This is a genomic window from Streptomyces sp. NPDC052040 (genome assembly GCF_044548405.1).
Classification (GTDB): domain Bacteria; phylum Actinomycetota; class Actinomycetes; order Streptomycetales; family Streptomycetaceae; genus Streptomyces.
Genome location: NZ_JBIUBV010000003.1, coordinates 339,056 through 365,710 on the forward strand (window position 1 = coordinate 339,056; position 26,655 = coordinate 365,710).

Annotated in this window: 27 protein-coding genes and 1 riboswitch; of the genes, 18 read left to right on the top strand and 9 right to left on the bottom strand. The window is 72.3% G+C overall.

The genetic code is table 11. The annotated features are described in order from the left end of the window. The first annotated feature begins 639 nt into the window (after positions 1-639). The 9 genes from ACIHAA_RS09885 to ACIHAA_RS09925 all read left to right on the top strand — a co-directional run bounded on the left by ACIHAA_RS09885 (position 640) and on the right by ACIHAA_RS09925 (position 8,300). On the top strand, positions 640-1,797 hold the full coding sequence (locus ACIHAA_RS09885; protein WP_399815044.1) for a SchA/CurD-like domain-containing protein: 1,158 nt from the start codon (positions 640-642) through the stop codon (positions 1,795-1,797). A 64-nt stretch (positions 1,798-1,861) separates the two neighbouring features. Then, positions 1,862-2,323 (top strand): cupin domain-containing protein, encoded by a 462-nt coding sequence (locus ACIHAA_RS09890; RefSeq protein ID WP_399815047.1) that lies wholly within the window; start codon positions 1,862-1,864, stop codon positions 2,321-2,323. Then, complete coding sequence (locus tag ACIHAA_RS09895) at positions 2,320-3,588, top strand: beta-ketoacyl-[acyl-carrier-protein] synthase family protein (protein WP_399815050.1); 1,269 nt, start codon at positions 2,320-2,322, stop codon at positions 3,586-3,588. Before ACIHAA_RS09890 ends, ACIHAA_RS09895 begins: the two co-directional genes overlap by 4 nt. Continuing rightward, complete coding sequence (locus tag ACIHAA_RS09900; protein WP_399815053.1) at positions 3,585-4,835, top strand: ketosynthase chain-length factor; 1,251 nt, start codon at positions 3,585-3,587, stop codon at positions 4,833-4,835. Before ACIHAA_RS09895 ends, ACIHAA_RS09900 begins: the two co-directional genes overlap by 4 nt. Before the next feature lie 91 nt (positions 4,836-4,926). After that, complete coding sequence (locus ACIHAA_RS09905) at positions 4,927-5,184, top strand: acyl carrier protein (RefSeq protein ID WP_399815056.1); 258 nt, start codon at positions 4,927-4,929, stop codon at positions 5,182-5,184. 1 nt (position 5,185) lies between these two features. Continuing rightward, complete coding sequence (locus tag ACIHAA_RS09910; RefSeq protein ID WP_399815059.1) at positions 5,186-5,665, top strand: SRPBCC family protein; 480 nt, start codon at positions 5,186-5,188, stop codon at positions 5,663-5,665. 21 nt (positions 5,666-5,686) lie between these two features. After that, positions 5,687-6,019 (top strand): TcmI family type II polyketide cyclase, encoded by a 333-nt coding sequence (locus ACIHAA_RS09915; protein WP_399815062.1) that lies wholly within the window; start codon positions 5,687-5,689, stop codon positions 6,017-6,019. A 198-nt stretch (positions 6,020-6,217) separates the two neighbouring features. Further along, positions 6,218-6,883, top strand: a complete 666-nt coding sequence (locus ACIHAA_RS09920) for a rhomboid-like protein (protein WP_399815065.1) — start codon at positions 6,218-6,220, stop codon at positions 6,881-6,883. A 10-nt stretch (positions 6,884-6,893) separates the two neighbouring features. Then, complete coding sequence (locus ACIHAA_RS09925; protein ID WP_399815067.1) at positions 6,894-8,300, top strand: NAD(P)/FAD-dependent oxidoreductase; 1,407 nt, start codon at positions 6,894-6,896, stop codon at positions 8,298-8,300. Positions 8,301-8,413: 113 nt separating this feature from the next. Here the strand turns inward: ACIHAA_RS09925 and ACIHAA_RS09930 are convergent, their stop codons facing one another. Next, entirely contained in the window at positions 8,414-9,088 is a 675-nt protein-coding gene (locus tag ACIHAA_RS09930) for a pentapeptide repeat-containing protein (RefSeq protein WP_399815070.1), read from the bottom strand. 75 nt (positions 9,089-9,163) lie between these two features. Beyond that, the gene (locus tag ACIHAA_RS09935) at positions 9,164-9,664 is read right to left on the bottom strand and encodes a hypothetical protein (protein WP_399815073.1); all 501 of its coding nucleotides are present in this window, start codon (positions 9,662-9,664) and stop codon (positions 9,164-9,166) included. A 7-nt stretch (positions 9,665-9,671) separates the two neighbouring features. Between ACIHAA_RS09935 and ACIHAA_RS09940 the strand changes: the two genes are divergently transcribed. Further along, positions 9,672-11,129 (top strand): M1 family metallopeptidase, encoded by a 1,458-nt coding sequence (locus ACIHAA_RS09940; RefSeq protein WP_399815447.1) that lies wholly within the window; start codon positions 9,672-9,674, stop codon positions 11,127-11,129. A 78-nt stretch (positions 11,130-11,207) separates the two neighbouring features. On the opposite strand, the gene ACIHAA_RS09945 is transcribed toward ACIHAA_RS09940, so the two are convergent. Further along, positions 11,208-11,783, bottom strand: a complete 576-nt coding sequence (locus ACIHAA_RS09945; RefSeq protein WP_399815076.1) for a TerD family protein — start codon at positions 11,781-11,783, stop codon at positions 11,208-11,210. Between the two features lie 149 nt (positions 11,784-11,932). Between ACIHAA_RS09945 and arfB the strand changes: the two genes are divergently transcribed. After that, positions 11,933-12,370: an alternative ribosome rescue aminoacyl-tRNA hydrolase ArfB gene (gene arfB, locus ACIHAA_RS09950; protein WP_399815078.1), complete on the top strand. Its 438-nt coding sequence runs from the start codon at positions 11,933-11,935 to the stop codon at positions 12,368-12,370. A gap of 56 nt (positions 12,371-12,426) precedes the next feature. On the opposite strand, the gene ACIHAA_RS09955 is transcribed toward arfB, so the two are convergent. Next, on the bottom strand, positions 12,427-13,002 hold the full coding sequence (locus ACIHAA_RS09955; protein ID WP_399815083.1) for a flavin reductase family protein: 576 nt from the start codon (positions 13,000-13,002) through the stop codon (positions 12,427-12,429). 439 nt (positions 13,003-13,441) lie between these two features. Here ACIHAA_RS09955 and cdgB point away from each other — a divergent pair, with 439 nt between their 5' ends. Beyond that, positions 13,442-15,115, top strand: coding sequence for a diguanylate cyclase CdgB (gene cdgB, locus ACIHAA_RS09960; protein ID WP_399815086.1), 1,674 nt, complete (start codon positions 13,442-13,444; stop codon positions 15,113-15,115). Positions 15,116-15,232: 117 nt separating this feature from the next. Further along, positions 15,233-16,171, top strand: a complete 939-nt coding sequence (locus ACIHAA_RS09965; protein ID WP_399815089.1) for a CBM35 domain-containing protein — start codon at positions 15,233-15,235, stop codon at positions 16,169-16,171. Between the two features lie 35 nt (positions 16,172-16,206). Here the strand turns inward: ACIHAA_RS09965 and ACIHAA_RS09970 are convergent, their stop codons facing one another. From ACIHAA_RS09970 to ACIHAA_RS09980, 3 genes are all read right to left on the bottom strand, one after another. Continuing rightward, on the bottom strand, positions 16,207-17,136 hold the full coding sequence (locus ACIHAA_RS09970) for a 1-phosphofructokinase family hexose kinase (protein ID WP_399815092.1): 930 nt from the start codon (positions 17,134-17,136) through the stop codon (positions 16,207-16,209). A 179-nt stretch (positions 17,137-17,315) separates the two neighbouring features. Continuing rightward, positions 17,316-18,494, bottom strand: coding sequence for an N-acetylglucosamine-6-phosphate deacetylase (gene nagA, locus ACIHAA_RS09975; protein ID WP_399815095.1), 1,179 nt, complete (start codon positions 18,492-18,494; stop codon positions 17,316-17,318). Then, positions 18,494-19,438 (bottom strand): ROK family protein, encoded by a 945-nt coding sequence (locus ACIHAA_RS09980; protein WP_399815098.1) that lies wholly within the window; start codon positions 19,436-19,438, stop codon positions 18,494-18,496. Before ACIHAA_RS09980 ends, nagA begins: the two co-directional genes overlap by 1 nt. Before the next feature lie 180 nt (positions 19,439-19,618). Between ACIHAA_RS09980 and ACIHAA_RS09985 the strand changes: the two genes are divergently transcribed. The 3 genes from ACIHAA_RS09985 (at position 19,619) to otsB (ending at position 22,072) form a co-directional block, all read left to right on the top strand. Beyond that, positions 19,619-20,839, top strand: a complete 1,221-nt coding sequence (locus tag ACIHAA_RS09985; RefSeq protein ID WP_399815101.1) for an extracellular solute-binding protein — start codon at positions 19,619-19,621, stop codon at positions 20,837-20,839. Positions 20,840-20,877: 38 nt separating this feature from the next. Beyond that, positions 20,878-21,105: a DUF3263 domain-containing protein gene (locus ACIHAA_RS09990; RefSeq protein ID WP_399815103.1), complete on the top strand. Its 228-nt coding sequence runs from the start codon at positions 20,878-20,880 to the stop codon at positions 21,103-21,105. Between the two features lie 112 nt (positions 21,106-21,217). Then, complete coding sequence (otsB, locus tag ACIHAA_RS09995) at positions 21,218-22,072, top strand: trehalose-phosphatase (RefSeq protein ID WP_399815106.1); 855 nt, start codon at positions 21,218-21,220, stop codon at positions 22,070-22,072. A 74-nt stretch (positions 22,073-22,146) separates the two neighbouring features. On the opposite strand, the gene ACIHAA_RS10000 is transcribed toward otsB, so the two are convergent. Both ACIHAA_RS10000 and ACIHAA_RS10005 read right to left on the bottom strand, forming a co-directional pair. Next, positions 22,147-23,574 carry a trehalose-6-phosphate synthase gene (locus ACIHAA_RS10000; RefSeq protein ID WP_399815110.1) on the bottom strand — a complete coding sequence of 476 codons (1,428 nt, stop codon included), beginning with the start codon at positions 23,572-23,574 and terminating at the stop codon, positions 22,147-22,149. 110 nt (positions 23,575-23,684) lie between these two features. Next, positions 23,685-24,656: a glucosyl-3-phosphoglycerate synthase gene (locus ACIHAA_RS10005; protein WP_399815113.1), complete on the bottom strand. Its 972-nt coding sequence runs from the start codon at positions 24,654-24,656 to the stop codon at positions 23,685-23,687. 199 nt (positions 24,657-24,855) lie between these two features. Next, positions 24,856-25,012, top strand: a riboswitch (SAM riboswitch). An 18-nt stretch (positions 25,013-25,030) separates the two neighbouring features. Between ACIHAA_RS10005 and thrC the strand changes: the two genes are divergently transcribed. Next, on the top strand, positions 25,031-26,311 hold the full coding sequence (gene thrC / locus ACIHAA_RS10010) for a threonine synthase (protein ID WP_399815116.1): 1,281 nt from the start codon (positions 25,031-25,033) through the stop codon (positions 26,309-26,311). Further along, a complete protein-coding gene (locus tag ACIHAA_RS10015; protein WP_399815118.1) occupies positions 26,308-26,583 on the top strand; it encodes a MoaD/ThiS family protein in 276 nt (91 codons plus the stop codon). The genes thrC and ACIHAA_RS10015 overlap by 4 nt, the downstream gene beginning before the upstream one ends. Positions 26,584-26,655 lie beyond the last annotated feature (72 nt).

Below are 26,655 nucleotides of genomic sequence, written 5' to 3' on the forward strand. Positions count from 1 at the left end.
CCGCGGCCGACAGAACGAGAAGCTAGCCGTGGCGTCTTTCGCGCTGCTGTCGGAGCGTGTAAGCGACGGCTGCGGATGGCTGTTCGACGCTGGTCAGGTGCTTGCCTGGCGAACTCTCACCGCACACGTCCGGCCCTTGGCGGATCAGGTGTCCGTACCGCCATGCGGTGCGCTGGGACGGACATAAGGATCCGAACGCGCGTACCGGACTCGGCGTTCACCGAGGCCATGCCGAGAGAGGGGACGGTTGGCGATCAGTGCGGACCATTATCAGCGGATGTGCCCATGGCTGGAGGGGATCTGCAGGCCAAGCACATCAGGTGGAACGGTCAGCGGGCGCTTCCCGTCCTGTGCACGCCGAAGGCCCCGTGATCCATGATCACGGGGCCTTCGCCATGATCCGGTCCGCCGGCGGTCCGGTGGCGCCCGCGTGCCGTACCCCCGCCCGCGGTCTCTCCCGGCCGCTCGCCCCGTACCCCCGCCCGGGGGAACTGATCACCCGCCCGGTTCACCTGCTCACCCACGTGGTTCATACGAGTCGCGCGGGATCCGGGGGCGGCACAAGATCGAGGAACGCTGACGTCGCGTCACCCGTGGCCGATGTCGCCCTCTGCCCCCGCGTAAGGAGAAGTGCGCAGGATGACCACAACGTCTGAACGTATGTCAGAGCCGCAGACGCGCCAGTTGTCGAAACGTGTCTCCCAGTCCGTCTTCGACGGCTCCCCGTTGCGGGTCGTCCTGCTGGTGGATGTCCACGAGGGCACCCAGCAGCAGTTCCTGGAGGCGTACGAGCACCTGTGCAGTCAGGTGGCATCCGTGCCGGGGCATGTCAGCGACCAGATCTGCCAGTCGATCGAGAACCCCTCCCAGTGGCTGATCACCAGTGAGTGGGAGAGCGCCCCGCCGTTCCTGGACTGGGTGAACAGCGAGGACCACATCCGGATGGTGCGGCCGATGAACAAGTGCGTCCGGGACACCCGGTCGCTGCGCTTCCACATCGTCCGTGAGACCGGCGGCGCCGCGCCCGGGGCCGGGACCGGCACCCGCCGTCTCCAGGGGGCGGCCCGGGTAGGCGACGGCCGGATCCGCCATGCGCTCACCTTCACGGTCAGGCCGGGCAGCGAGGAGAAGGTCGCCCGGATCCTCGCCGACTACGCGGCCCCGGAGGCGCAGGTCGACGAGAAGACCCGGCTGTGCCGGACCTCGCTCTTCATGCACGGGAACCGCGTCGTACGCGCCGTCGAGGTGGAGGGCGACCTGTCCGCGGCGCTGCGCCATGTCTCCCGGCAGCCGCAGGTGCGCGCCGTCGAGGAGGCCATCAACCCGTATCTGGAGCAGGAGCGGGACCTGAGCGACCCCGAGGCCGCGCGGATGTTCTTCTTCCGGGCCGCCGTACCGTCGGTCCACCATGTGACGTCGGACGAGGAGTGCCCGGACGCGGTACGCCACGCCCTCTACTACCCGGCCCGCCCGGGCCGCGGGATGGAGCTGGCGCGGCTGCTCTCCGAGCAGGACGAGGCGTCGGCGAAGGACCCCGACTGCCCGGTCGTCCGCAGCACCGTCTTCCTCCGCGACGAGATCGTGGTGCGGCTGGTCGACGTCCGGGGCGACCTCGACGGCGACCCCGTGCACACCCTCGGCCGGGCCGGCGCCGCGCCGTCCGACGAGCTGCTGTCCCTCATCGACACCGAGGCCCTCGGGGCGGACGCCGCGGCGCTGACGACCCCGGACGCCGGAAAACTCCTCGGGCTCGCCCGCATGGAACTCGTCACCGACCGCAGGTCGGACACGGCCTGACCGGCCCCCGCGGGCCGCAGCGGCCACGCCCCCTGTCGACGCAGCACACCACCGGAGGAACGACGTGATCACAGCCCGGCCCCGGATCGTGAATCTCAGCGAGACCGAGCCCAACACCAAGCGCGGAGGCGATCTGCGCGCCATGCTCACCCCGGCCACGGTCGGCTCCACCAGCGGCTTCATGGGCGTGGCCCTCGTGCAGCCCGGCGACCGCATCGGGGAGCACTACCACCCGTACTCCGAGGAGTTCGTCTACGTCATCTGCGGGCAGCTGGAAGTGGACCTGGACGGTGAGCCCCAGCCGCTCCGGCCCGAGCAGGGGCTGCTGATTCCCGCCTATATGCGGCACCGCTTCCGCAACGTCGGGGACACCGAGGCCCGCCTGGTCTTCCATCTGGGACCGCTGGCCCCGCGCCCGCAGCTCGGCCATGTCGACACCGAGGGCACCGACGCGGCCGCCGTTTCGGCCCAGCCGGCCCAGGCCGGAGCCGGCCTGTCGGCCGAGCGAGACCAGGTCCGTTCATGACTCGGCGGGTGGCGGTCACCGGCATCGGCGTGGTGGCGCCGGGCGGCATCGGTGTGCCCGCGTTCTGGGACCTGCTTTCGAGCGGTCGTACCGCGACCCGGGGCATCACCTTCTTCGACCCGTCCGGACTGCGTTCGCGGATCGCCGCGGAGTGCGACTTCGACCCGTCGGCCCGAGGGCTGGACGGGGAGGACGTCGCGCGCTGCGACCGGTACATCCAGTTCGCCCTGGCGGCCGGTCAGGAGGCGGTCCGTGACGCGGGCCTCGACACAAGCCGGGAGAACCCCTGGCGGGTGGGGGTCTCCCTGGGTACCGCGGTCGGTGGCACCACCCGCCTGGAACAGGACTACGTGCTGGTCAGCAGCCACGGAGAGCGCTGGGACGTGGACCACCGGCAGGCGCAGCCGCATCTGCACCGCGCCTTCTCGCCCAGCACCCTCGCCTCGACGGTCGCGGAACGCTTCGGCGCCCGCGGGCCGGTGCAGACCGTCTCCACGGGCTGCACCTCCGGTCTGGACGCCGTCGGCTACGCCCTGCACACCGTGCAGGAAGGCCGGGCCGACGTCTGCATAGCGGGTGCCTCGGACTCCCCGATCTCCCCGATCACCATGGCGTGCTTCGACGCGATCAAGGCGACCTCCCCCAACAACGACGACCCGGCGCACGCCTCCCGTCCCTTCGACAACAACCGTGACGGCTTCGTCATGGGCGAGGGCGGCGCGGTGCTGGTCCTGGAGGAGCTGGAGCACGCCCGGGCCCGCGGGGCGCGGGTGTACTGCGAGATCAGCGGCTACGCCACCTTCGGCAACGCCTACCACATGACCGGTCTCACCAGCGAGGGTCTGGAGATGGCGCGGGCGATCGACGAGGCGCTGGACCACGCGCGGCTCGACGGTTCGGCGATCGACTACGTCAACGCGCACGGCTCCGGCACCCGCCAGAACGACCGGCACGAGACCGCCGCGGTGAAGCGGGCACTGGGCCACCACGCCTACGACATCCCGATGAGCTCCATCAAATCCATGGTGGGGCACTCCCTCGGGGCGATCGGGGCGATCGAGGTGGTGGCCTGTGTGCTCGCCATGGACCGCCAGGTCGTACCGCCCACCGCCAACTACGAGACCCCGGACCCCGAGTGCGATCTGGACTACGTGCCCCGCGTGGCCCGTGACCGCAGGCTGGACCATGTGCTCTCCGTGGGCAGCGGGTTCGGCGGGTTCCAGTCCGCGGTGATCCTGACCCGGCCGAGGGAGAGGACACGATGAGCGCACCGCATGCACGGCGTGCCGGCGTCACCGGAATCGGCGTCGTCGCGCCCAACGGAACCAGCACCGATACCTTCTGGAAGGCCACCCAGGCGGGCACCAGCGTCCTGGGCCGGGTCACCCGGGAGGGGTGCGAGCACCTGCCGCTGCGGGTGGCGGGCGAGGTCCGCGAATTCGAACCGGCGGCGACGATCGAGGAGCGCTTCCTCGTCCAGACCGACCGGTTCACGCACTTCGCGATGGCCGCGGCCGATCTCGCGCTGGAGGACGCCCGGATCGGCCAGAGCGATCTGGGCGGCACTCCGTTCGTCGCCGGGGTGGTCACCGCGGCCGGTTCGGGCGGCGGTGAGTTCGGCCAGCGGGAGCTTCAGCGGCTGTGGGGAAAGGGCAGCCGCTATGTGGGCCCGTACCAGTCGATCGCCTGGTTCTACGCCGCAAGCACCGGTCAGATCTCCATCCGCCGCGGCTTCAAGGGCCCCTGCTCGGTCGTCGCCGCCGACGAGGCCGGCGGCCTCGACGCCCTCGCGCACGCCGCGCGGGGGGTGGAACGCGGCACCGATCTGATCGTGGCCGGTTCGACCGAGGCGCCGCTCGCTCCCTACTCGGCCGTCTGCCAGCTGGGTTACCAGGAGCTGAGCACGGTCGAGGACCCGGCCCGTGCCTACCGCCCCTTCACCGCCGACGCCTGCGGGTTCGTGCCCGCGGAGGGCGGGGCGATGCTGGTCGTGGAGGAGGTGGGCTCGGCCCGGGAGCGGGGCGTGCCCGTGCGGGCCGTCATCGCGGGGCACGCGTCCACCTTCACCGGCCCCTCCCACTGGGAGGAGTCACGGGATGGGCTCGCCCACGCGATCCGGGGCGCCCTGGACGACGCGGGCTGCGCCCCGGAGGAGATCGACGTGGTCTTCGCCGACGCCCTCGGGGTGCCGGCGGCGGACCGGGCCGAGGCGCTGGCGATCGCCGACGCCCTGGGGTCGCGTGGCAGGCGGGTGCCCGTCACGGCGCCCAAGACGGGCATCGGGCGCGGCTACTGCGCGGCGCCCGTGCTGGACACCGCCGCGGCGGTGCTCGCGATGGAGCACGACCTGATCCCGCCCACGCCCCATGTGTTCGACCTCTCCCAGGACCTGGACCTGGTGACCGTCCGCGCCCGTCCCGCCGAGCTGCGCACCGCCCTGGTGCTCAGCCGGGGGCTCATGGGCTCCAACTCGGCGCTGGTGCTGCGGCACGGCGCCGCCGACGCCTCCTGACCCGCACGGCAGTCCACCGCGGCCACGGTCCACCGCGGTCCGCGGCGGGCCCGTGCACGCCACAGCAAGCCTCAGCAAAGGAGAGGACTCCATGAGCGACAGAATCACCGTGGAAGAGCTGGCCGAACTGATGAAGACGGCCGCCGGGGTCACCGTGGCCCCGCAGGACCTCGTACAGAGCTACGACTCCGGTTTCGAGGCCCTCGGCATCGACTCGCTGGGCCTGCTCGGCATCGTGGGGGAGCTGGAGAACCGGCACGACACCCCGATGCCGCCCGACGCGGAGCGCTGCAAGACCCCCCGCCAGTTCCTCGACCTGGTCAACACCACCCTCATGGCTGGAGCCTGACATGGCCGGACACACGGAGAACGCCATCACCATTGCCGCCCCGGTCGACCTCGTCTGGGACATGACGAACGACCTGGAGAACTGGCCGCGGCTGTTCAGCGAGTACGCCTCCTGCGAGGTCCTCTCGCGCGAGGGCAACAAGACGACCTTCCGGCTGACCATGCACCCCGACGAGAACGGCACCGTGTGGAGCTGGATCTCGGAGCGGGAGACGGACCGCCCCTCACTCAGCGTCAAGGCCCGCCGGGTCGAGCCGGGCCCCTTCGCCTTCATGAACATCCGGTGGCACTACGAGGAGGTCACCGAGGGCACCCGGATGGTGTGGACCCAGGACTTCGAGATGAAGCCGGAGGCGCCGGTCGACGACGCCTGGATGACCGACAACATCAACCGCAACTCCAAGGTCCAGATGGCCCTGATCCGGGACCGGATCGAGCAGGTCGCCGCGGAGCACCGCCCCGCCGCGGCCCTCACCGACTGATCCGGACGAGAGGACAGGACGATGCACCAAGCCCTGATCGTCGCCCGGATGGCCCCGGGGTCGGCCCCGGACATCGCCAAGGTGTTCGCGGAGTCCGACCGGGGCGAGCTGCCCCACCTGGTCGGGGTGACCCGGCGCAGCCTCTTCCAGTTCGGCGATGTGTACATGCACCTCGTCGAGTCCGACCGGGACCCCGGACCCGCCATCGCCAAGGTGGCCGGGCACCCGGAGTTCCGGGGCATCAGCGAGCGGCTCACGGCGTACGTCAGCGCCTACGACCCCGCCACCTGGCGTTCGCCGAAGGACGCGATGGCCCAGCGCTTCTATCTCTGGGAGCGGGATGCCACCGCCTGAACCGCCCATACGGCCACCGGTCGTCGGGCCCGCGTCACGGACGCGGACCCGGCGACCGGTGGTTTCGTCGTGGGGGGCCGCGGGGCGGGGACGTACCGCGGAGCCGTACTCCTGCGGTCCGCCGGGGCGGCGTCGCGCTGCGTCCGGGCGGCCGTCTCGCCGGGCACACCGCTCGGATCGCCGACCATACTGACGTGTGTGGACCCGGTGACACGGCTCAGACGCGGACTCGGGGCAGTGGCGGCGTACGTCCGCAGCGCCCCGGGTACCTATCTCTGGCTGGCGGTCCTGTTCGTGACCACCGTCGCCCTGCACCACATGTCCCCGAAGTTCGAGGAGAACTTCCTGCGGCAGCGGTCCACCAACATCCATGAGCTGTCCTCCCACCCCGTCCATGCCTTCATCTCCAGCGCGATGTGGGTCAACGGCGGGCACTGGCTGCCGTACGCCGTGCTCTACACCGTGTTCCACGCACCGGCGGAGCGCTGGCTCGGCACCCTCCGCTGGCTGGCGGTGTGCGCCGCCGCGCATGTGCTGGCCACCCTCGCCAGCGAGGGGGCCCTGCTGCTGGCGATACGCCGCGGGGTCGCCCCCCAGTCCGCCGCCAACACCCTGGACATCGGGGTGAGCTACGCCCTGGCCGGGGTCGTCGCGGTGCTCACCTACCGGATCGCGGTCCCCTGGCGGTACGCCTATCTGGCGGTCGTCCTGACCGTGTACACGGTCCCGCTCGTCCTCTCGCCCACCTTCACCGATTTCGGACATTTCATCTCGGTGCTGATCGGTCTCGGCTGCTTTCCGCTCACTCTGGGCCGCGGAAAAGCATGGAATCCGAAGGAGACACTGGCCGCTCTCAGGGGTTAACGTCCGGCGCATGAACAGCGCAGCGAGCGGTGCCGTCAACGGCGGCATCTCCTTCTGGTACGCCGACGACGGTCTTCCCGCCCCCCGGGAGCCCCTGGCCGGGGACGCCACCGCGGACGTGGTCGTCGTGGGCGGCGGCTACACCGGTCTGTGGACCGCCTACTACCTGAAGAAGGCGGCGCCCTTCCTGCGCATCACCGTGCTGGAGCAGAAGTTCTGCGGCTACGGCGCCTCCGGCCGCAACGGGGGCTGGCTCTACAACGGCATCGCGGGCCGCGACCGCTATGCCCGGCTGCACGGCCACGAGGCCGCCGTACGCCTCCAGAAGGCGATGAACGAGACGGTCGCCGAGGTCGTCCGCATTGCCGAGGAGGAGGGCATCGACGCGGGCATCCGCGTCGGCGGCGTCCTGGAGGTCGCCTACACACCCGCCCAGCTGGCCCGCCTGAAGGCCTTCCACGAGCTGGAGCTGTCCTACGGCGAGAAGGACCGGGAGCTGTACGGCGCCCGGGAGACCGCCGGGCGGATCAGGGTCGCGCACGCGGTGGGCTCCAGCTGGACGCCGCATGGCGCGAGCCTGCACCCGGTGAAGCTGGTCAAGGGGCTCGCGGCGGCCGTCGAGGCGCTCGGCGTGACGGTCCACGAGGGCACCCCGGTCACCGAGATCCGGCCCCAGCACGCGGTGACCCCCTACGGCACCGTCCGCGCGCCCTATGTGCTGCGCTGCACCGAGGGGTTCACGGCGTCGCTGAAGGGGCAGCGGCGCACCTGGCTCCCGATGAACTCCTCCATGGTCGTCACCGAGCCCCTCACCGGGGCGCAGTGGGACGGGATCGGCTGGCAGGGGTGCGAGGCGCTGGGCGACATGGCGCACGCCTATATGTACGCGCAGCGCACCGCCGACGGCCGGATCGCGCTCGGCGGCCGGGGCGTGCCCTACCGCTTCGGCTCCCGCACGGACAACGACGGCCGCACCCAGGCCGCCACCGTCGAGGCGCTGCACGAGATCCTGGTCCGCTTCTTCCCTTCGCTGGCCGGGGTGCGGGTGGCGCACGCCTGGTCGGGCGTGCTCGGGGTGCCGCGCGACTGGTGCGCCACGGTGACCCTGGACCGCTCGACGGGGCTCGGCTGGGCGGGCGGTTATGTCGGCTCGGGTGTCGCCACCGCGAACCTCGCCGCCCGTACCCTGCGCGACCTCGTCCAGCAGGACTCGGGTCAGGCGGGCGGGTCCGAGCTGACCGGACTGCCCTGGGTGAACCACCGGGTGCGCAAGTGGGAGCCGGAGCCGCTGCGCTGGCTCGGGGTGCACGGCATGTACACCACCTACCGCACCGCGGACCGCCGTGAACTCACCGCCCCCGGCGTCGGATCGTCCCGTCTGGCCCGGCTCGCGGACCGGGTGTCGGGCCGCCACTGACGGGGCCCGCCGCGGGCCCGCCCCTCGCGCGGGCCCGCCCGGCCGCCGCGGGGCGCCTGCGGCCTCCGCCTCCGGCCCCGCGCCCGGCCCCCCTGCCGTGCGCCCCGCGCCCCTCAGTCGTCCTCCGCCACCCGTACCCCCAGCGCCGCCGCCAGTACGGGTGCCAGGTCCAGGAGTTGGGCGGGGCTGACGACCGCGCCCGAGAGGCGGTCCGCCCCGCGGGCGATGCCCAGCTCGGCCGCGCGGCGGAAGTCCACGTCCACCAGGGTCGCCGCCGTGAAGTCCGCGCTCTTCAGGACGCAGTCCACGAACTCGACCCGCTCCAGCCGGGCGCCCCCGAAGTCCGGCTCGACCAGGACGCAGCCCTCGAAGACCACGTCCCTGAGCCGCGCCCTGCGCAGATTCAGATAGTCGATCTTCCCGCCGCGCACCCACACCCGCTCCAGCACCGCGCCGTGCAGCTGCACCCCGCCGAGCCGGGCATCCACCAGCTCCACATCGCGCAGGCTCGCCTCGGCGAGGTCCGTGCCCACGCCCCGTATCCCCGTGAGGACGGAGTCCACCACGCGGGCATGGTGCAGCTCCGTCTCGTCCAGCGCGCACCCCGTCAGCGCGCAGTCCAGGAACCGGGCACCGCCGCCCTCCTGCCCGGCGAGGTCCAGGTCCCGGAACTCCAGCCCGTCGTAGTCCCCGTCCGGCCGCAGCTCGCCGTCCGTGAATGCCGCCAGCTCCGGCAGCCGCACCCCGGGCCGCCGGGCGGGCTTCACCACCCGTTCTCTCCGCACCATGCCCCCATGCTGCACCCCGCCACTGACAACCGCCCGGGCCTGCGCGGACACCCGGCCCGATCCAGACGAGAGGCCCTAGCCGACGCGCGGGAAGCGGGACTGGAGGGTCCAGACCGCCGGGTTGTCCGCGAGGTCCTCGTGGAGGTCGGTGAGGTCGGCGAGGAGGTCGTGCAGGAAGTCGCGGGCCTCACGCCGCAGTTCGGTGTGGGAGAAGGTCAGCGGGGGCTCGGCGGCCGGAAGCCACTCGGCCTCGATGTCCACCCAGCCGAAGCGGCGCTCGAAGAGCAGCCGGTCGGTCGACTCGGTGAAGTCCAGCTCCGCCTGCTGGGGGCGGGCGGCACGGCTCCCCAGCGGGTCCCGGTCGAGCAGCTCGGCGATGTCGCAGAGCGCCCACGCGAAGTCGAGCACGGGCACCCATCCCCAGGCTGTGGACAGTTCCCGGTCCGCCCTGGTGTCGGCAAGGTAGACGTCCCCGCAGAACAGGTCGTGCCGCAGGGCATGGACGTCCGCGCGGCGGTAGTCGGTCTGCGGGGGGTCGGGGAAGCGGTTGGAGAGGGCGTAGCCGATGTCGAGCACGGGGGCGATGGTGTCATGCCGGGGCCCGCCCCGCCGTCGCGGGCCGCCCCGTAGGATCACGGGCGTGACCAGGTCGATACGCCCTCTTCCCGCCGTTTTGCTGGCCGTCGTCCTCACCGCGTGCAGTGGGGGTGTGCACGGCTCCCCGGGCGGGCAGGGCGTGCGCGACCCGTACTTCCCGCGCGCGGGCAACGGCGGATACGACGTCGCGCACTACGGCCTGACCCTCGCCTACGACCCCGGGCGCCACCGCCTGACCGGCACCGCGGTGATCACGGCCCGTGCCACCCAGGACCTCTCCGCCTTCGACCTGGACTTCAAGGGGATGACCGTCGACGGCGTCACCGTCGAGGGCAACGGCGCCCGCTGGAACCGCGCCGGACAGGAGCTGACCGTGCGCCCGCGGAGCGATCTCGAACGCGGCGAGACGTTCCGCACCACGGTCCGCTACTCGGGCACCCCCGAGACCCTCACCGATCCGGACGGCTCCAAGGAGGGCTGGCTCAGGACCGCCGACGGCGCGCTGGCGCTCGGCGAGCCGACGGGCTCGATGGCCTGGTTCCCCGGCAACCACCACCCGTCCGACAAGGCGACCTACGACATAGCGGTCACCGTCCCCCAGGGGCTCACGGCCGTGTCCAACGGCGAACCGGCGGGCGAGACCACCAGGAACGGCCGCACCACCTTCTCCTGGCACACCGGCCAGCCGATGGCGAGCTATGTCGCCATGGTGGCCATCGGCCACTTCGACCTCACCCGCACCGCCCTGAAGAACGGCCTGACCGCGTATGTCGCCGTCGACCGGACGCAGACGGAGGCCAGCCGGCAGGTCCTTGCGCAGCTCCCGGACATCATGGAGTGGGAGGAGTACAACTTCGGCCCCTACCCGTTCTCCTCCACCGGCGCGGTCGTCGGTCCCGAGGGCTCTGCGGGCTACGCCCTGGAGACCCAGAACCGCCCGGTCTTCCCCGGCGCCCCCGAAACCGGCACCCTGGTCCATGAACTCGCCCACCAGTGGTACGGCGACTCCGTCACCCCGGCCAGCTGGCGGGACATGTGGCTCAACGAGGGGTTCGCCACCTACGCGGAGTGGCTGTGGCGGGAGGACCACGGCGGGCAGACGGCCCAGCAGACCTTCGACCAGCTCTACCGGGGCGACTACTACGACGACCCGGAGCAGAGCAAGGCGATCTGGGCGTACCCGCCCGCGAAACCGTCGAGCGCCGCGCACATCTCGGACAGCCCCGTCTACGAGCGGGGCGCGATGGTCCTCCAGAAGATCCGGCAGACCGTCGGCGACGACACCTTCTACGACATCATCCAGGGCTGGGCGGCCGCGCGCCGCCACGGCAACGCGTCCACCGCGGACTTCACGGCGTATGTGCAGAAGAAGGCCCCGCACAAGGACTTCGGTCCCATCTGGCGGGACTGGCTGTACGGGGACGGGAGGCCGGAGCACCCCTGAGGGGGTGCCCGGGGCCTCCCGGAGCCCCCGGCCGCGGCGCGGCGCGGCCGGGGATCTCTTCCCGGGGTGTGCCCGGTGTCAGACGTTCACGCCGAAGTCCTGGGCGATGCCCACCAGACCCGAGGCGTAGCCCTGGCCGACCGCGCGGAACTTCCACTCCGCGCCGTTGCGGTAGAGCTCGCCGAAGATCATGGCCGTCTCCGTGGCCGCGTCCTCCGAGAGGTCGTAGCGCGCGATCTCCTGGCCGCCCGCCTGGTTGACGATGCGGATGTACGCGTTGCGCACCTGGCCGAAGTTCTGCGAGCGGGACTCGGCGTCGTAGATCGAGACGGGGAAGACGACCTTCTCGATGTCGGCCGGGAGGGCCGCCAGGTTGATGTTGATCGACTCGTCGTCGCCCGCGCCCTCACCCGTCCGGTTGTCACCGGTGTGGACGATCGAGCTGTCCGGGGTCTGCTTGTTGTTGAAGAAGACGAAGTGCTGGTCGGAGTAGACCCGGCCCTGCGTGTTGACCGCGATCGCGGATGCGTCGAGGTCGAAGTCCGTTCCGGTGGTGGTGCGGACGTCCCAGCCGAGGCCCACGGTGACGGCGGTCAGGCCCGGAGCCTCCTTCGTGAGCGAGACGTTGCCGCCCTTGGACAGGCTTACAGCCATTGTGGGGAGTCCCTTCCCTCGGTGCATGTGCGGATGAAGCTACCGCCACCCTTACGAACGTCGAGGGGGGTCCCCATGGTTCCGGGTCCCTTTACCTTTTTTACCCGCTGGCCGAAATCGGGGTGACGCGGGCCGGGCGACGCGGGACCATGGACCTCATGTCCGGTCCCCATGTCATCCGCGGCTCCGTCTCGCTGCCCGAGGCGGAGCTGATGTGGCGTTTCTCCCGCTCCTCCGGGCCCGGCGGGCAGCATGTCAACACGAGCGACACCCAGGTGGAGTTGCGCTTCGACCTGGCGCGGACCCAGGCGCTGCCGCAGGTGTGGAAGGAGCGGGCGCTCGAGCGGCTGGCGGGACGCCTCACCGACGGCGTGGTCACCGTCCGCGCCTCGGAGCACCGCTCGCAGTGGCGCAACCGGGAGGCCGCCGCGGTCCGGCTGGCCGCCCTGCTCGCGGAGGCGACGGCCCCGCCCCCGAAGCAGCGCCGCCCGACCCGCATCCCCCGCGGCATCAACGAACGCCGTCTGCGGGAGAAGAAGCAACGCGCCGACACCAAGCGCGGCCGCAGCGGCCGCGACTGGTCGTAGGACGGCCCGGCGACCCGGCGACCCGGCGACCCGGCGACCCGCCAGACCGGCCGCCGCTAGCCCAGGTGCCGGTACCGCCCCCGGAAGTACAGCAGGGGGGCGCCCTCCGTGGTGGGCAGGCCGGCGGTGAGGACGCGGCCGATGACCAGGGTGTGGTCACCCGCCTGTACGCGCTGCTCGGTGCGGCATTCGAGGGTGGCCAGGGCGCCGTCGATCAGCGGGGCGCCGGAGGTCCCGCCGCGGGTCCAGGCGATGTCCGCGAACAGCAGCCGGTCGCTGACGCGGCCCTTCATGGCGAAGCGGCCCGCGATGTGCCGGTGGCTCTCCGGGAGCACGGAGACGGCCCACAGGGGCTGTTCGGCGAGCAGGTCGTCCATGCGGGAGCCCTCGCGCAGGCTGACCAGGACCAGCGGCGGGTCCAGGGACACCGACATGAAGGCGTTGGCCGTCATCCCGATGTCCTCGCCGCTCGGCCCCTCCGGGTCCAGGGCGGGCTCGTGCGCGGTCACCAGCACCACGCCCGTGGCCAGCTTGGACATGGCGGCGCGGAACTCGTCGTTGCTCACCCCCTCAGCATGCCCAAAGGCAGGCGGGACGGCGGTGAGCGGCGGGGCGGGCGGAGTGTTCAGCACACAAGAACGCTAATGGGCCGTTCCGGGCCTCCGCATCGGCCCCGGGGCCGAGCCGGGACCTAGGTCCTGGGGCCGAGTCCCACCGGAGCCGGACCGGCCGGTTCCGGGAGTGGGGGAGGGCAACTCCGCGTCGGACACGCCGAGTTGGCGCGTATGATCACAGTGCCTCCATGCGGTGACGATTTGTGTTCGCGGAATGCGTCGAAAAAGCGCGGAATCCCCACCCAATTGTTCATGTTTTCCTGTGACTTGAGTCACAGGTGCCGTATTTTGTTGACCCTGTGTACCTAGTGGGCAGCGCGCTGTGATTCAGTGGCGGGGACGCTGCGCGACGCTACACCCGGAGTACGCCGCGTAGCGCACCGAGGAACACCGGGAGAACCGGGGGACGCCCGCACACGCCCCCCGGAGTCGCCGCGACACCTCGAGGGGAGGGCGAATGGAGACCGAGTCGGAGCCGTATGTCCGCCTGGCCACCCTGCGGCAGCTGCATCAGGTGATGGCGGACATGAACACCGCCCGGAGCCTGGCGGACACGCTTCAGACCGTCGCCAACGGCATCGTCAACGGCCTCGGCTACGAACTGGCGGCCGTCAACCTCGTCCGCCCCGACGGCGACCTCGTCGTCGCCGCCCTCGCCGGGAACTCCGCGGCCGAGGCCCTGATCACCGGCCGCGTCGGCTCCCGCACCTCCTGGGAACGCAGACTGGGCATGGGCGAATCCTGGGGCGACCTGCGGTTCATACCGCACACCGAGGGCTGGATCCTCGACGAGGACGACGTCCCGCAGTGGTACACCGACGGCCCCGAGCCCCGCTTCGAGGACGAGTGGCACCCCTCCGACCGCCTCTTCGCCCCGATGTACACCCCGGGCGTCCAGGGCGGCCCCGGGGAGCTGATCGGCGTCCTCTCCGTGGACCGCCCGCGCAACGGCCGCAGGCCCGGAGCCTGGGGGCGCGAGGCGCTCCAGATGTACGCCTTCCAGGCCGCCATAGCCATCAGCAACGCCCGGCTCAGGGCCAATATGCAGCGCGCCCTGGTCCGCCTGGAGCGGGAGCAGCAGGCCCTGCGCGCCAGCGAGGAGTCCTTCCGGCAGGCCTTCGAGTACGCGCCCTCCGGCATGGCCATCGCCGAGATGGGCGGCGACCAGCACGGGCGGATCCTGCGCACCAACGACGCCCTGTGCCGGCTGCTCGGCCGCCCCGCCTCCGCGATGCGCCGCTACGCGTTCTCCGACCTCGTCCACCCCGAGGACATCGGCACCCTGCTGCGCACCTCCGCCGAGGGCGGCCGGGCCGAGCTGCGGCTCGGGCGCCGCGACGGCACCTATGTATGGGTCTCGCTGCGCAACTCCGTGGTCGCCGACGCCGCCGACGGGCCCCGCTTCCTGCTCACCCACGTCGAGGACATCGAGGAGCGCAAGCGCCGCGAACTCCAGCTCGCGCACCGCGCCTCGCACGACTCGCTGACCGGTCTGCCCAACTCGGCCGAGCTGCGCTCGCGGCTGTCGGCCCGGCTGTGCCAGCGGCCGCAGTCCCTGCCGCCGGGCGCGGCCGAGTCCCTGGACGCCGTCTACGGCGCCCATGACGCCGGGCATCCGGCCGCCTACGACGGGGGCGGGCACGCCTTCGACTTCCACACCGGACCCGGGCCCTTCGAGGGCTTCGACCACCATGTGCACACCTCGGCCCCCGAGCGGGACGGCGACGACGGCACCAAGGGGCTCGCGGTGCTCTTCTGCGACCTCGACGGTTTCAAGTCGATCAACGACCGCTTCGGGCACAACGCGGGCGACGCCGTCCTGATCGAGGTCGCCCGGCGGCTCAGCCGGGGCGTGCGCGACGGGGACACGGTGGCCCGGCTGGGCGGTGACGAGTTCGTCGTCCTCGCGGACGGGCTCGGCAAGGCCGACGCCCAGGACCTCGCCGTACGGCTGCGGAACGAGATCATCCAGCCGATCCGGGTGGACGGCCGCGCCATGCGGGTCGGCGCCAGCTTCGGCATCGGCTGGGCCCACTGCGGCATGACTGCGGACGAAGTGTTGAAATCCGCTGACGAACGGATGTACGTCGAGAAACGATCGCGTCCCAAACAGCACCGACGCGCGGGATGAGCCCCAGCTCAGCGCGGGGGTGATGGGAAGAACAGCCGTTTGGGGCGCGTGGAGCGGGTAGGCTCGCCATTCAGCCATGTACGCATCTGGACCCGCACCTGTTGAGGAGACCTAGGGATGACGCCCGGCAACAACGGCGCGAGCACGCCCGAGGACGACGACCCGTTCGGCTACCTCTACGCCGACGGTCAGGCCAACGGCGCCCAGCCGCCCTCCGGCGGCTACGGCTACCCGGGATCCGTCAGCAGAGTGCGTACGGTCGGCGAGCGCCAGTACGGCCAGCCCGCGGCCCCCGCCGCCCAGGGTCAGGTCCCCCCGCAGAAGGGTTACGGCCAGGCCCCCTACGGCCAGCCCAACGCCCACTACGCGGCACCCGAGACCCAGCCGGGCGGCTCCTCCGCCACCCGGGTGACCCCGATGGGTCCGCCGCCCCGCGGCCGGGGCCCCAACACCAAGGGCCTGCTGATCGGCGCGGTCGCGGTGGTCGCCGCGGTCGTCATCGGCATCGGTGTGGCCATGCTCGGCGGCGACTCGCACGGCAAGAAGGACGCCTCGGGCGCCACGACCGGCCCGGCCGCCTCCCAGGGCGCCTCCGCCGGCTCCTCGACGGCCCCCTCCGCGGCCCCCGGCGAACTGCCGAAGATCGACGCCAAGGCCCTGCACCTGGAGGGCGGCACGACCACCGCCTCCGATGTGAAGGGCGCCAAGGCGGACGGCGGGGTCTACGTGGGCGGCTTCAACACCGTCGGCGCGGCCGTGACCTGGAGCGTGGACGTCCCCGCGGACGGCAAGTACACCCTGCACACCGGCTACGGCGTGCCCGGCGCCGACGCCACCGCCACCCTCGCCATCAACGGCACCCCGCAGAGCCAGCCCCTCAAGCTCAAGAACTGGGCGAACGCGCCCCAGGGCGACTGGGAGAAGGGCTGGACCAAGACGTACAACTACATCCAGCTCAACAAGGGCACCAACACGATCCGGATCTCCTGCGAGCAGGGGAACCAGTGCAACGCCAACCTCGACCAGCTGTGGCTGACCAAGGGCTGGGCCAACTAGGGCCTCTCGCTCGGCTCATGCCGGGCTCGCGGGCCCTACGCCGCCGTCGCCTCGCCCGTGACGGCGACCCGGCCGAGGAGCTCCTCATAGGCGCGGTGGTCGAACTCGCCCGCCACCGGGGCCAGTACGGTCGCCGCGGCCAGGGCCGCCGCCCGTGCCAGCCGGTCCGGCCAGGACAGCCGCTCCACCAGCCCGGACAGCAGGCCCGCCACCGCCGAGTCGCCCGCACCCGTGGGGTTCCCCGGGATCCGGCGCGGCGGCACGGCCCGCCAGCGGCCCTCCGCGGTCACCGCGAGCAGACCCTCCGCGCCCAGCGAGGCGACCACCGTGTGCGCCCCGCGTCTGCGGGCGTCCCGGGTGGCCTGGAGCGGCTCGTGGGAGCCGGTGAGCTCGGCCAGTTCGTCCGCGTTCGGCTTGACGATGTCCGGGCGGGCGGCCACCCCGCGGCGCAGCGGTTCCCCGCTGGTGTCCAGCAGCACGGGCACCCCCACCGCCCGCGCGGTGCGCACCAGTTGGGCATACGCCCCCACCGGCACCCCCGGCGGCAGACTGCCGCACAGTGCCACCGCCGTCGCGGAGCGCACCAGGTCCGCGTAGGTATCCAGGAAGGCCGACCACTCGGCCGGGGTTATCACCGGGCCCGGTTCGTTGAGCTGGGTGGTGTCCCCGGCGCTCTCGTCGACCACCGCGACGGTGCGCCGGGTCGCGCCCGCCACCGGGACGAGCGCGTCCACGATCCCGGGCGTGTGCGCGAGCCGCTCCCTCAGGGCGTGTCCCGTGGTGCCGCCCGCGAAGCCGGTGGCGGTCACCCGGTGGCCGAGCGCGGCCAGCACCCGGGCCGCGTTCAGGCCCTTGCCGCCGGGCCGTTCGGTCACCTCGGTCACCCGGTGCGAGGTGTGCGGCCGCAGCGCCCGTACGCGATAGGTGATGTCGAGAGCGGTGTTCAGCGTGACCGTGAGGATCACCGGGGGCCTCCCTCGAAATGTCATGACGGCGTGCCCGGTGGTTCCCTACCTCGGTTCCCCGGGCGCGGAAACCCGGGACGTGTCAGCCGTCGGCGGTGCGCGGAGGCTCGATCATGCCAAACGATGCGGCGGTCGGCCCAGTCCCGGGTCCGACCGCCGCATGTCAACAAGCGGATGAATCATCCCAGTTGGGGATCGACCACCCAGGCGCCGCGGCGCATCACGCCCCGGAGGGCGAAGTCGGCGTCCAGCAGCACCAGATCGGCGTCCTTGCCGGGCTCCAGGGAGCCGACCCGGTCGTAGACGCCCAGCAGTTTCGCCGGGTTGGCGGAGATGGCCGTGACGACGTCCTCGACCGGCAGCCGGTCGACGGTGACCGCCCGGCGGAAGGCGCGGTCCAGGGTGAGGGTGGAGCCCGCGATGGTGCCGTTCTCCGTCAGCCGGGCCACGCCCCCGGTCACCTCCACCTCCAGCGGGCCGAGCATGTACCGCCCGTCGCCGATCCCGGCCGCGTCCATCGCGTCCGTGATCAGGGCGACCCGCGCCGCGCCCGCGTGGTGGAACGCCAACTGGAGGGCGGCCGGGTGCAGATGGGTGCCGTCGTTGATCAGCTCGACGGTGATCCGCTCGTCCTCCAGGAGCGCGGTGACGGGCCCGGGGGCGCGGTGGCCGATCGGCGGCATGGCGTTGAACAGGTGCGTCGCCACGGTGGCGCCCGCGTCGATCGCCTCCCTGGTCTGCTCGTAGGTCGCGTCGGTGTGGCCGATCGCGGCGATCACCCCGTGCTCGGCGAGCAGCCGTACCGAGTCCAGGCCGCCGGGCAGTTCGGTGGCGAGGGTGAGCATCTTCGCCCGGCCGCGGGCCGCGTCGATCAGCTTGCGGACCTCCGCCGGGTCGGGGTCGCGCAGCAGCTTCTCGGAGTGCGCGCCCTTGCGGCACGGCGAGATGAACGGGCCCTCGAAGTGGATACCGGCGATGTCGCCCTGCTCCGCCAGCTCGGACAGCAGGCCGGCCTGCCGGGCGAGGGCGTCCATCTCCCCGGTGACGGCCGAGGCGACCAGGGTGGTGGTGCCGTGGCCGCGGTGGGTACGGACGGCGGTCAGGATCTCCTCGGCCGTACCGGCGAAGGAGGCCCCGCCGCCGCCGTGGTTGTGCAGGTCGACGAAGCCGGGGACCAGCCAGTGGCCCCGCGCGTCCAGGGTTTCGGTGTGCGGCGGGGTTTCGGTGTGCGGCGGGAGGGTCCCGTCCGTGGGGTGGATCCCGGTGATCCGGGTGCCCTCCACGACGACGCGGACATCGTCCGCGACCCCGGTGGGCAGGACCACCCGGGCACCGGCGAGTACCTTGCGGGAAGCCATCAGGCGGTTACCTCCGAGCGGTCGGTGGTGTCGAGGAGATCCCAGGCGAGGAGTCCCGCGCCCAGGCAGCCGGCGGTGTCCCCGAGGGCCGCGGGGACGACCGACGGCGGCTTCTGGAAGGTGATCCGCCGCCGGACCGCGTCCCGCAGCGGGGTGAACAGGGTGTCCCCGGCCTCGGCGAGGCCCCCGCCGACGATGATCGTGCGCGGGTCGAGCAGGGTGAGGGCGGTGACCAGCCCGTCGGCGAGCGCGTCCACCGCCTCCCGCCAGACCCGGGCGGCGTCCGGACGGCCCGAGGCGACGGCCCGGGCGCAGCCCGCCGCGTCGGCCGCCGGGTCCCCGGACGCCTCGGCCCAGGCCGCGCCGACGGCCGCCGCGGACGCGTACCGCTCCAGGCAGCCGGACTGCCCGCAGGGGCAGGGGAGCCCGCCGGGCCGTACGACGACATGGCCGATCTCGCCCGCGAAGCCGTGCGCGCCGGGCTCCACCCGGCCGTCGATCCCGATGGCGCCCGCGATGCCGGTGCCGAGGGGGACGAACAGAAAGCGGTCGGCGCCGCGGCCCGCCCCGATGCGGCCCTCGGCGAGGCCGCCGGCGCGCACATCGTGCCCCAGGGCGACGGGCGCGCCCGCGAGCCGGGCGGTGAGCAGATCGCGCAGGGGGACGTCGCGCCAGCCGAGGTTGGCGGAGTAGGCGGCGATGCCCTGTCCGGCGTCCACGATGCCGGGCACCGCGACGCCCGCAGCGGCCGCCGGTTCGCCGAAGTGATCTTTGCCATGGGCGTGCAGCTCGGCGGCGAAACCGAGGATCGACTCCACCACCGCGTCCGGTCCGCGCTCGCGGCCGGTGGCCCTGCGGGCCCGGTGCAGCAGCTCGCCCCCCTCGCCCACCAGGGCGGCTTTCATCCCGGTGCCGCCCACATCGAGCGCGATGACATGTCTCACGGGACCAGTGTGGGCCCTGGACCCGGAAGAGGTCTAGTCCACTCACGTGGTGTAGACCTTGTGCAGTAGTTGATATTCCGAATGCCGAGACAGCAAGGTTGGTCAAGAGCGGTGCAGCGGCGCGGGGCGCGTAGGACGGCATGGCACAGGTGTCTGATCGCGGGGGTGTCCGCGCTGGGCATGACGGCGACACTGGCGGGCTGCGGAGGCTCGTCCGGCTCGGGGGACGTGACACTGCGGCTGGTGGCCGCGGACTACGGCGACTCCGCGGCCAACAGCTCCAAGAAGTACTGGGACGGCGTGGTCCGGGGGTTCGAGGCGCAGCACCCCGGCACCAAGGTCGAGGTCAGCGTTTACTCCTGGAACGATGTGGACCGCAAGGTCAAGGAGATGGTGGCGGCGGGCCACGCGCCGGACATGGCGCAGATCGGCGCGTACGCGGACTACGCGGCCGCGGGCAAGCTCTACCAGGCCGACGAGGTCCTCTCGATCCCCGTCCAGGCGGACTTCGCCTCGGAGCTGAGTGACGCCGGAAAGGTGAACCGCACCCAGTACGGCATGCCCTTCGCGGCCTCCACCCGGCTGCTCTTCTACAACAAGACGCTGTTCTCCCAGGCGGGCATCCAGCCGCCCACCACCTGGGACGAGCTGGCGGCGGACGCGACGGCGCTCAAGGCCAAGGGCGTGAAGACCCCCTTCGCACTGCCGCTCGGGCCCGAGGAGGCGCAGGCCGAGACGGGGCAGTGGCTGCTCAGCGGCGGCGACGGCTATCTGGACGGCTTCGGCTCCTACGACCTCGACTCCGCGCAGAACGTGGGCACCTTCACCTGGCTGCGGGACGACCTGGTGGGCAAGGGCCTGACGGGCCCGGTGCCGCCGGGGCAGCTCAACCGCGCCGACGCCTTCGCCGCCTTCACCCGCGGCGAGGTGGGCATGCTCAACGGCCATCCCTCGCTGATGAAGATGGCCCGGGACAAGGGCGTGGACTTCGGCATGGTGCCGATGCCGGGAGTCAGCGGCCGGGCGAAGTCCACGCTGGGCGTGGCCGACTGGATGATGGCCTTCAAGCAGAACGGCCACAAGGACCAGGTCCGCGACTTCCTCGACTACGCCTACGACCAGAAGAACGTGCTGGACTTCTCGCGCGAGTACGACCTGCTGCCGGTCACCAGCTCGGCGCAGGAGGCCATGGCGGCCTCGCCGCAGGACGCGGATCTGAAGCCCTTCCTGGACCAGCTGCCCAGTTCGGAGCTGTATCCGGTGGGCAAGACGTCCTGGGCGGGGGTCAGCGCCAACCTCAAGAAGGTGATCGGCCAGGCCGTCGCCCCCGGCGGCAGCCCGTCGGCCGTCCTGGGCCAGCTCCAGCGGACCGCGGTGACCGCGGACAACGCGAGCGGCTGACCGGCCCGTCTGTCGGCGCCCGCGGTTACCGTTCCCCCATGGAAGAGCTGAATCCGCGGGAGAAGGCGGTCCTGGCCCTGGAGGGGCGCAGCTTCTCCGGGCCGGGCGCCAAGGAGCGGGCCGTCCGCGAGCAGCTGGGCCTCGCCCCGGTGCGCTACTACCAGCTGCTCAACGCCCTCCTCGACGACCCGAGGGCCCTCGCCCACGCCCCGGTCACCGTCAACCGCCTGCGCCGCGTCCGCGACGCCCGCCGCGAGGAACGGTGAGCGGCGCCGGGTGCTGAGCCGCGCGGCGGGCGCGGGGCCGCCGGGGGCGGGTGTGACCGGGACGGTGCCGCGGCGAGGAGTGCGTCCGGCCCCGCGTGGATAGGGTCGTTCCATGGGCAGCCATACGGACTCCTTGCCGACGCCCGCCACCCCGGCCGGGCGTGACGGTCTCGACGCCATCCTCGCCCGGCCCGAGCGGGCCGTCCTCGCCTTCGACTTCGACGGGACACTCGCCCCGATCGTCCCCGACCCCGACCAGGCCCGCGCCCACCCGGACGCGGTCCCCGCCCTGGCGGCACTCGCCCCCGAGGTCGCCTCCGTCGCGGTGGTCACCGGCCGCCCCGCCGGTGTCGCCGTACGCCACGGCGGCTTCGCGGGCGTCCCCGGACTCGACCGTCTCGTCGTCCTCGGCCACTACGGCGCCGAACGCTGGGACGCCCGCACCGGCACCGTCCACGCCCCCGCCCCGCACCCGGGCGTGGCCGCCGTCCGCGCCGAACTCCCCGGCCTGCTGGACGCGATCGGCGCCTGGCGCGGCACCTGGATCGAGGAGAAGGGCCGCGCGGTCGCCGTGCACACCCGCCGGGCCGACGACCCGGCGGCCGCCTTCGAGGCCCTGCGCGAGCCGCTCGGCGACCTGGCCGCCCGCCACGGGCTGATCGTCGAACCCGGCCGGATGGTCCTGGAGCTGCGCCCGCCCGGCATGGACAAGGGCGTGGCGCTGCTGGAGTACATCCGCGAGACCGGCGCCGGGGCGGTCATGTACACGGGCGACGACCTCGGCGACCTCCCTGCCTTCGCGGCCGTCGACAAGCTCCGCTCGGAGGGCGTCCCCGGCCTGCTGGTGTGCAGCGGCAGCGAGGAGGTCACCGAACTGGCCGACCGGGCGGACCTGGTGGTCGACGGCCCGGAAGGCGTCGTACGACTGCTGGCGGCACTGGCGGCCCGCCTGACGAAGCCCGCCTGACCCACCGCCGGACCGGACAACCACTACGGAAACCCGCCCCCGGCCCGACGGCGACCGGCCGGTCGTGCCCGGTCTCAGTCCCGCAGGGCGGTCAGCTGGTCCAGGAACCAGCGGGCCGGGGGGAGGGCCGTGGCCTGGGCGGCCAGCCGCTTGCTGCGCTCCGCGCGCTCGCCGGGCGCCATCGACAGGGCCTCGTGCAGCGCCCGCGCCGTGCCCACCACGTCGTACGGGTTCACCGTCACCGCGTCCTCGCCCAGCTCCTCGTACGCCCCCGCCTCCCGGGAGAGCACCAGCGCGCAGCCCTCGTCGGAGACCACCGGGACCTCCTTGGCGACCAGGTTCATCCCGTCCCGGATGGGGTTCACCAGGGCCACGTTCGCCAGCCGGTACGCAGCCAGCGAGCGCGCGAAGTCGTCCTTGACGTGCAGCTCCACCGGGGTCCAGCCGGGCGTCCCGTAGCGGGAGTTGATCCCCTCCGCCACCCGCTGGACCTCCGCCGTGTAGTCGCGGTAGACGGCCAGGTCCTGCCGGGAGGGGTAGGCGAAGGCCACATGGACGACCCGTTCGCGCCACTCGGGCCGCGAGCGGAGCAGCTCCTCGTACGCCAGCAGCCCGCGCACGATGTTCTTGGACAGCTCCGTGCGGTCCACCCGGACGACCGCCTTGCGGGGCGTCCCGTCGGGGGCCGTGCCGATCTGCTCCCGCAGGGCCCGCATCCGCTCGTCCACGTCCGGCCGGTGCGCCCGCTCGCGCAGGAACTCGGCGTCCGCGCCAAGACCGTGCACCCCGATCCGCGTCCCCGAGGGGATGCCCGGCCCCAGCACCGCGTGGCAGCAGGCCGTGAAGGCGTCGGCCCAGCGCCCGGTGAGGAAGGCCGCCCGGTCCGCGCCCAGGATCCCGCCGAGCACCTGCGCGGCGATGTCGTCGGGCAGCAGCCGGAAGTACTCCGGGGGCGCCCACGGGGTGTGCGAGAAGTGGCCGATCCGCAGATCGGGCCGCAGCTCGCGGAGCATCCGGGGGGCCAGGGTGAGGTGGTAGTCCTGGATCAGGACCGCCGCGCCCTCGGCCGCCTCCTCGGCCAGTGCCTCGGCGAACGCCCGGTTGTAGGCCTCGTAGGCCGCCCACTGCCGCCGGAACTCGGCATCGAACACCGGTTCCAGGGGTGTCTGGTAGAGCATGTGGTGGACGAACCACAGCACCGAGTTGGCGATGCCGTTGTACGCGTCGCCGTGCACCTGCGCGTCGATGTCGAGCATCCGCACGCGTTGGCCGCCGCTGTCGGCCGGGTCGAGCCTGCCGCCGGTGCGCCGCACCGCCTCCCGGTCGCCTTCGTTGAGCGCCGAGCAGACCCACACCGCGTCCGCGTCGGAGCCGATCGCCGAGAGGCCGGAGACCAGTCCGCCCCCGCCGCGCTTGGCGGTGAGGCGGCCCGCCCCGTCCAGCGCATACGAGACCGGACCGCGGTTGGACGCCACCAGAACGGAAGCCGCATTCGAAGCCATGCCACGAAACCTAGCCCGCACCCAAAACGCTCAAACGTTCCCTCCAGCCGTCCGCGGAACCGTATACAACGACCCCACGCCCCGGGCGGCCGCCGCGCCCCCCCGGCCGTTCAGGCCGCCCAGCGCTGTGCGTACTCCGCGATCTCCGCCATCGGTGGCCGCTCCTCCGTGTCCACCGAGTACGTCCGTGGCTCGAAGCCGCCCTCGACGCGCTCGAACTGGGTGAGGGCGGGGCGCACCAGATGGCCGCGGGCCAGCCGCAGTTGGGCGGTGCGGTAGATCGCCGCCGCCATCCGGCCCAGCGCCTGGCCGTCCTGGTGGCGGTGCAGCCGGACCCCGACGTCGACCTGGGCCAGGGCGTCCAGGCCGACCAGGTGCAGGGCGTCCACCAGCATGCCCAGCTCCACTCCGTAGCCGACCGGGAAGGGCAGCCGTTCCAGCAGGGAGCGGCGCGCGGCGTACTCCCCGCCCAGCGGCTGGACGAAACCGGCCAGTTGCGGCCAGTGGAGGTTGAGCAGCGGGCGCGCCATCAGCTCGGTGACCCGGCCGCCCTGCCCGGCCCCCGCGCCGGGGGCGGCGCCCTCGCCGCCGAGGGCCAGCGGCCGGTCGTACATCGCCTTCACCAGGTCCACGCCCGGGTCGGTGAGCAGCGGGCCCACGATCCCGGAGACGAAGTCCGAGGAGAACTCCCGCAGATCGGCGTCCACGAAGCAGACGATGTCCCCGCGGGTGACCAGCAGGGAGCGCCACAGCACCTCGCCCTTGCCGGGCACGGCCGGGATGCGCGGCAGGATGGCATCGCGGTGCACCACCGTCGCCCCGGCCGCCGCGGCCACCTCGGAGGTGCGGTCCGTGGAGCCCGAGTCCACGACCACGATCTCGTCGACCAGCGGGACCTGCCGCATCAGGTCGTGGCGGATGACGGCGACGATCTCGCCGACCGTCTCCTCCTCGTTCAGGGCGGGCAGGACGACGCTGACCGACGAACCCGAGGCGCGCTTGGCGGCCAGGATCCGGTGGAGCGGGCGGTCGGTCACGGACCAGGAGCGGGCGCTCAGCCAGCGCTCGACTTCTTCCAGCACGGTCCCCGGCTCCTCTCATGGGGTTCGTCTCTTCGGGTTCATTTCACGGGGCGTGCCCCGTGGGGTTCACGAGTGATCCATCTCGCGGTTCGGACGGCAGTCTCAACTGTCCTGGCCTTCGGTTACAGTCTTGAACAACGCCGGTGACCATCGCATGTCGTAGGTCGCCGCCGCTCGTACCAGTGAAACAACTGCATACCGCTCATCCAGAGGGGCAGAGGGAAACGGCCCGATGAAGCCCCGGCAACCCTCCAGTCGGTACTCGTAGACCAGTTCTGATCGTCTTCGCGAGGCTCCCGGCTAGGGAAGGTGCCAAATCCGTCTCACGGCGAGATGCGTCGTGAGGAAGATGAGGAGAAGGGGCCTCGCCTGTCATGGCTGTGCAGACTGTCACCAGCATCACCCGTTCCGTGGATCTCGGACCCGCCGCCGCCCTGTCCTGTCGCGAGTGCGGCCACCGGGTACCGCTCGGCCCGGTCTTCGCCTGCGAGGAGTGTTTCGGCCCGCTGGAGATCGCCTACGACTTCTCGGGCCACGACACCGAGGAACTGCGCCGGCGGATCGAAGCGGGCCCCGCGAACATCTGGCGCTATGCGCCGCTGCTGCCGGTCCCGGCGGACGTCGCCGACCGGCCGAATCTCAACCCGGGCTGGACCAAGCTCGTCAAGGCCGACAACCTGGCCCGCGAGCTGGGCGTGACCGGCGGCCTGTATGTGAAGGACGACTCCGGCAACCCGACGCACTCCTTCAAGGACCGCGTGGTCGCGCAGGCGCTGGAGGCGGCGCGCGTCTTCGGCTTCACCACCCTCTCCTGCTCCTCCACCGGCAACCTGGCGGGCGCGGTGGGCGCCGCGGCGGCCCGGGCCGGTTTCCGCTCCTGCGTCTTCATCCCGCACGACCTGGAGCAGGGCAAGGTCGTCATGGCCGCGGTCTACGGCGGTGAGCTGGTCGGCATCGAGGGCAACTACGACGATGTGAACCGCTTCTGCTCGGAGCTGATCGGCGACCCGGCGGGCGAGGGCTGGGGCTTCGTCAACGTCAATCTCCGTCCGTACTACGCGGAGGGGTCCAAGACCCTGGCGTACGAGATCTGCGAGCAGCTCGGCTGGCGGCTGCCGGACCAGATCGTGGTCCCGATCGCCTCCGGCTCCCAGCTCACCAAGATCGACAAGGGGCTGCGGGAGCTGATCGCGCTCGGACTGGTCGAGGACCGGCCGTACACGATCTTCGGCGCACAGGCCGAGGGCTGCTCGCCGGTGTCGGCCGCCTACAAGGGGGGCCACGACGTCGTCCGCCCGCAGAAGCCCGACACGATCGCCAAGTCGCTGGCGATCGGCAACCCGGCGGACGGCCCCTATGTGCTCGACATCGCGCGCCGCACCGGCGGGGCCGTGGAGGACGTGACGGACCCGCAGATCGTCGACGCCATCAAGCTGCTCGCCCGCACCGAGGGCATCTTCGCGGAGACGGCGGGCGGGGTCACCGTGGGCGTGACGCGCAAGCTGATCGAGAACGGGCTGCTCGACCCGGCGAAGACCACCGTCGTCCTCAACACCGGCGACGGCCTCAAGACCCTGGACGCGGTGGCGGGCACCGGCCTCACCGCGACGATCCGACCGACCCTGGACTCCTTCCGAGAGGCTGGCCTCGCATGAGCGTGACCGTTCGCATCCCCACCATCCTGCGCACCTACACCGGCGGCGCGGCCGAGGTCGCCGCCCAGGGCGGGACTCTCGCCGAGGTCATCGCCGACCTGGAGCAGAACCACACCGGTATCGCCGCCCGCGTTCTGGACGACCAGGGCAAGCTGCGCCGCTTCGTCAATGTGTACGTCAACGACGACGACGTCCGCTTCGAACAGGGTCTGGACACGGTGACGCCGGACGGCGCGGGCGTCTCCATCATCCCGGCGGTGGCGGGCGGCTGACGGCCGCGCGCCCCCCTTCGGTCGTTACCCTGAGTAAGGGTAATCACCGGGAGTTCATCGAATTGCCCTCTC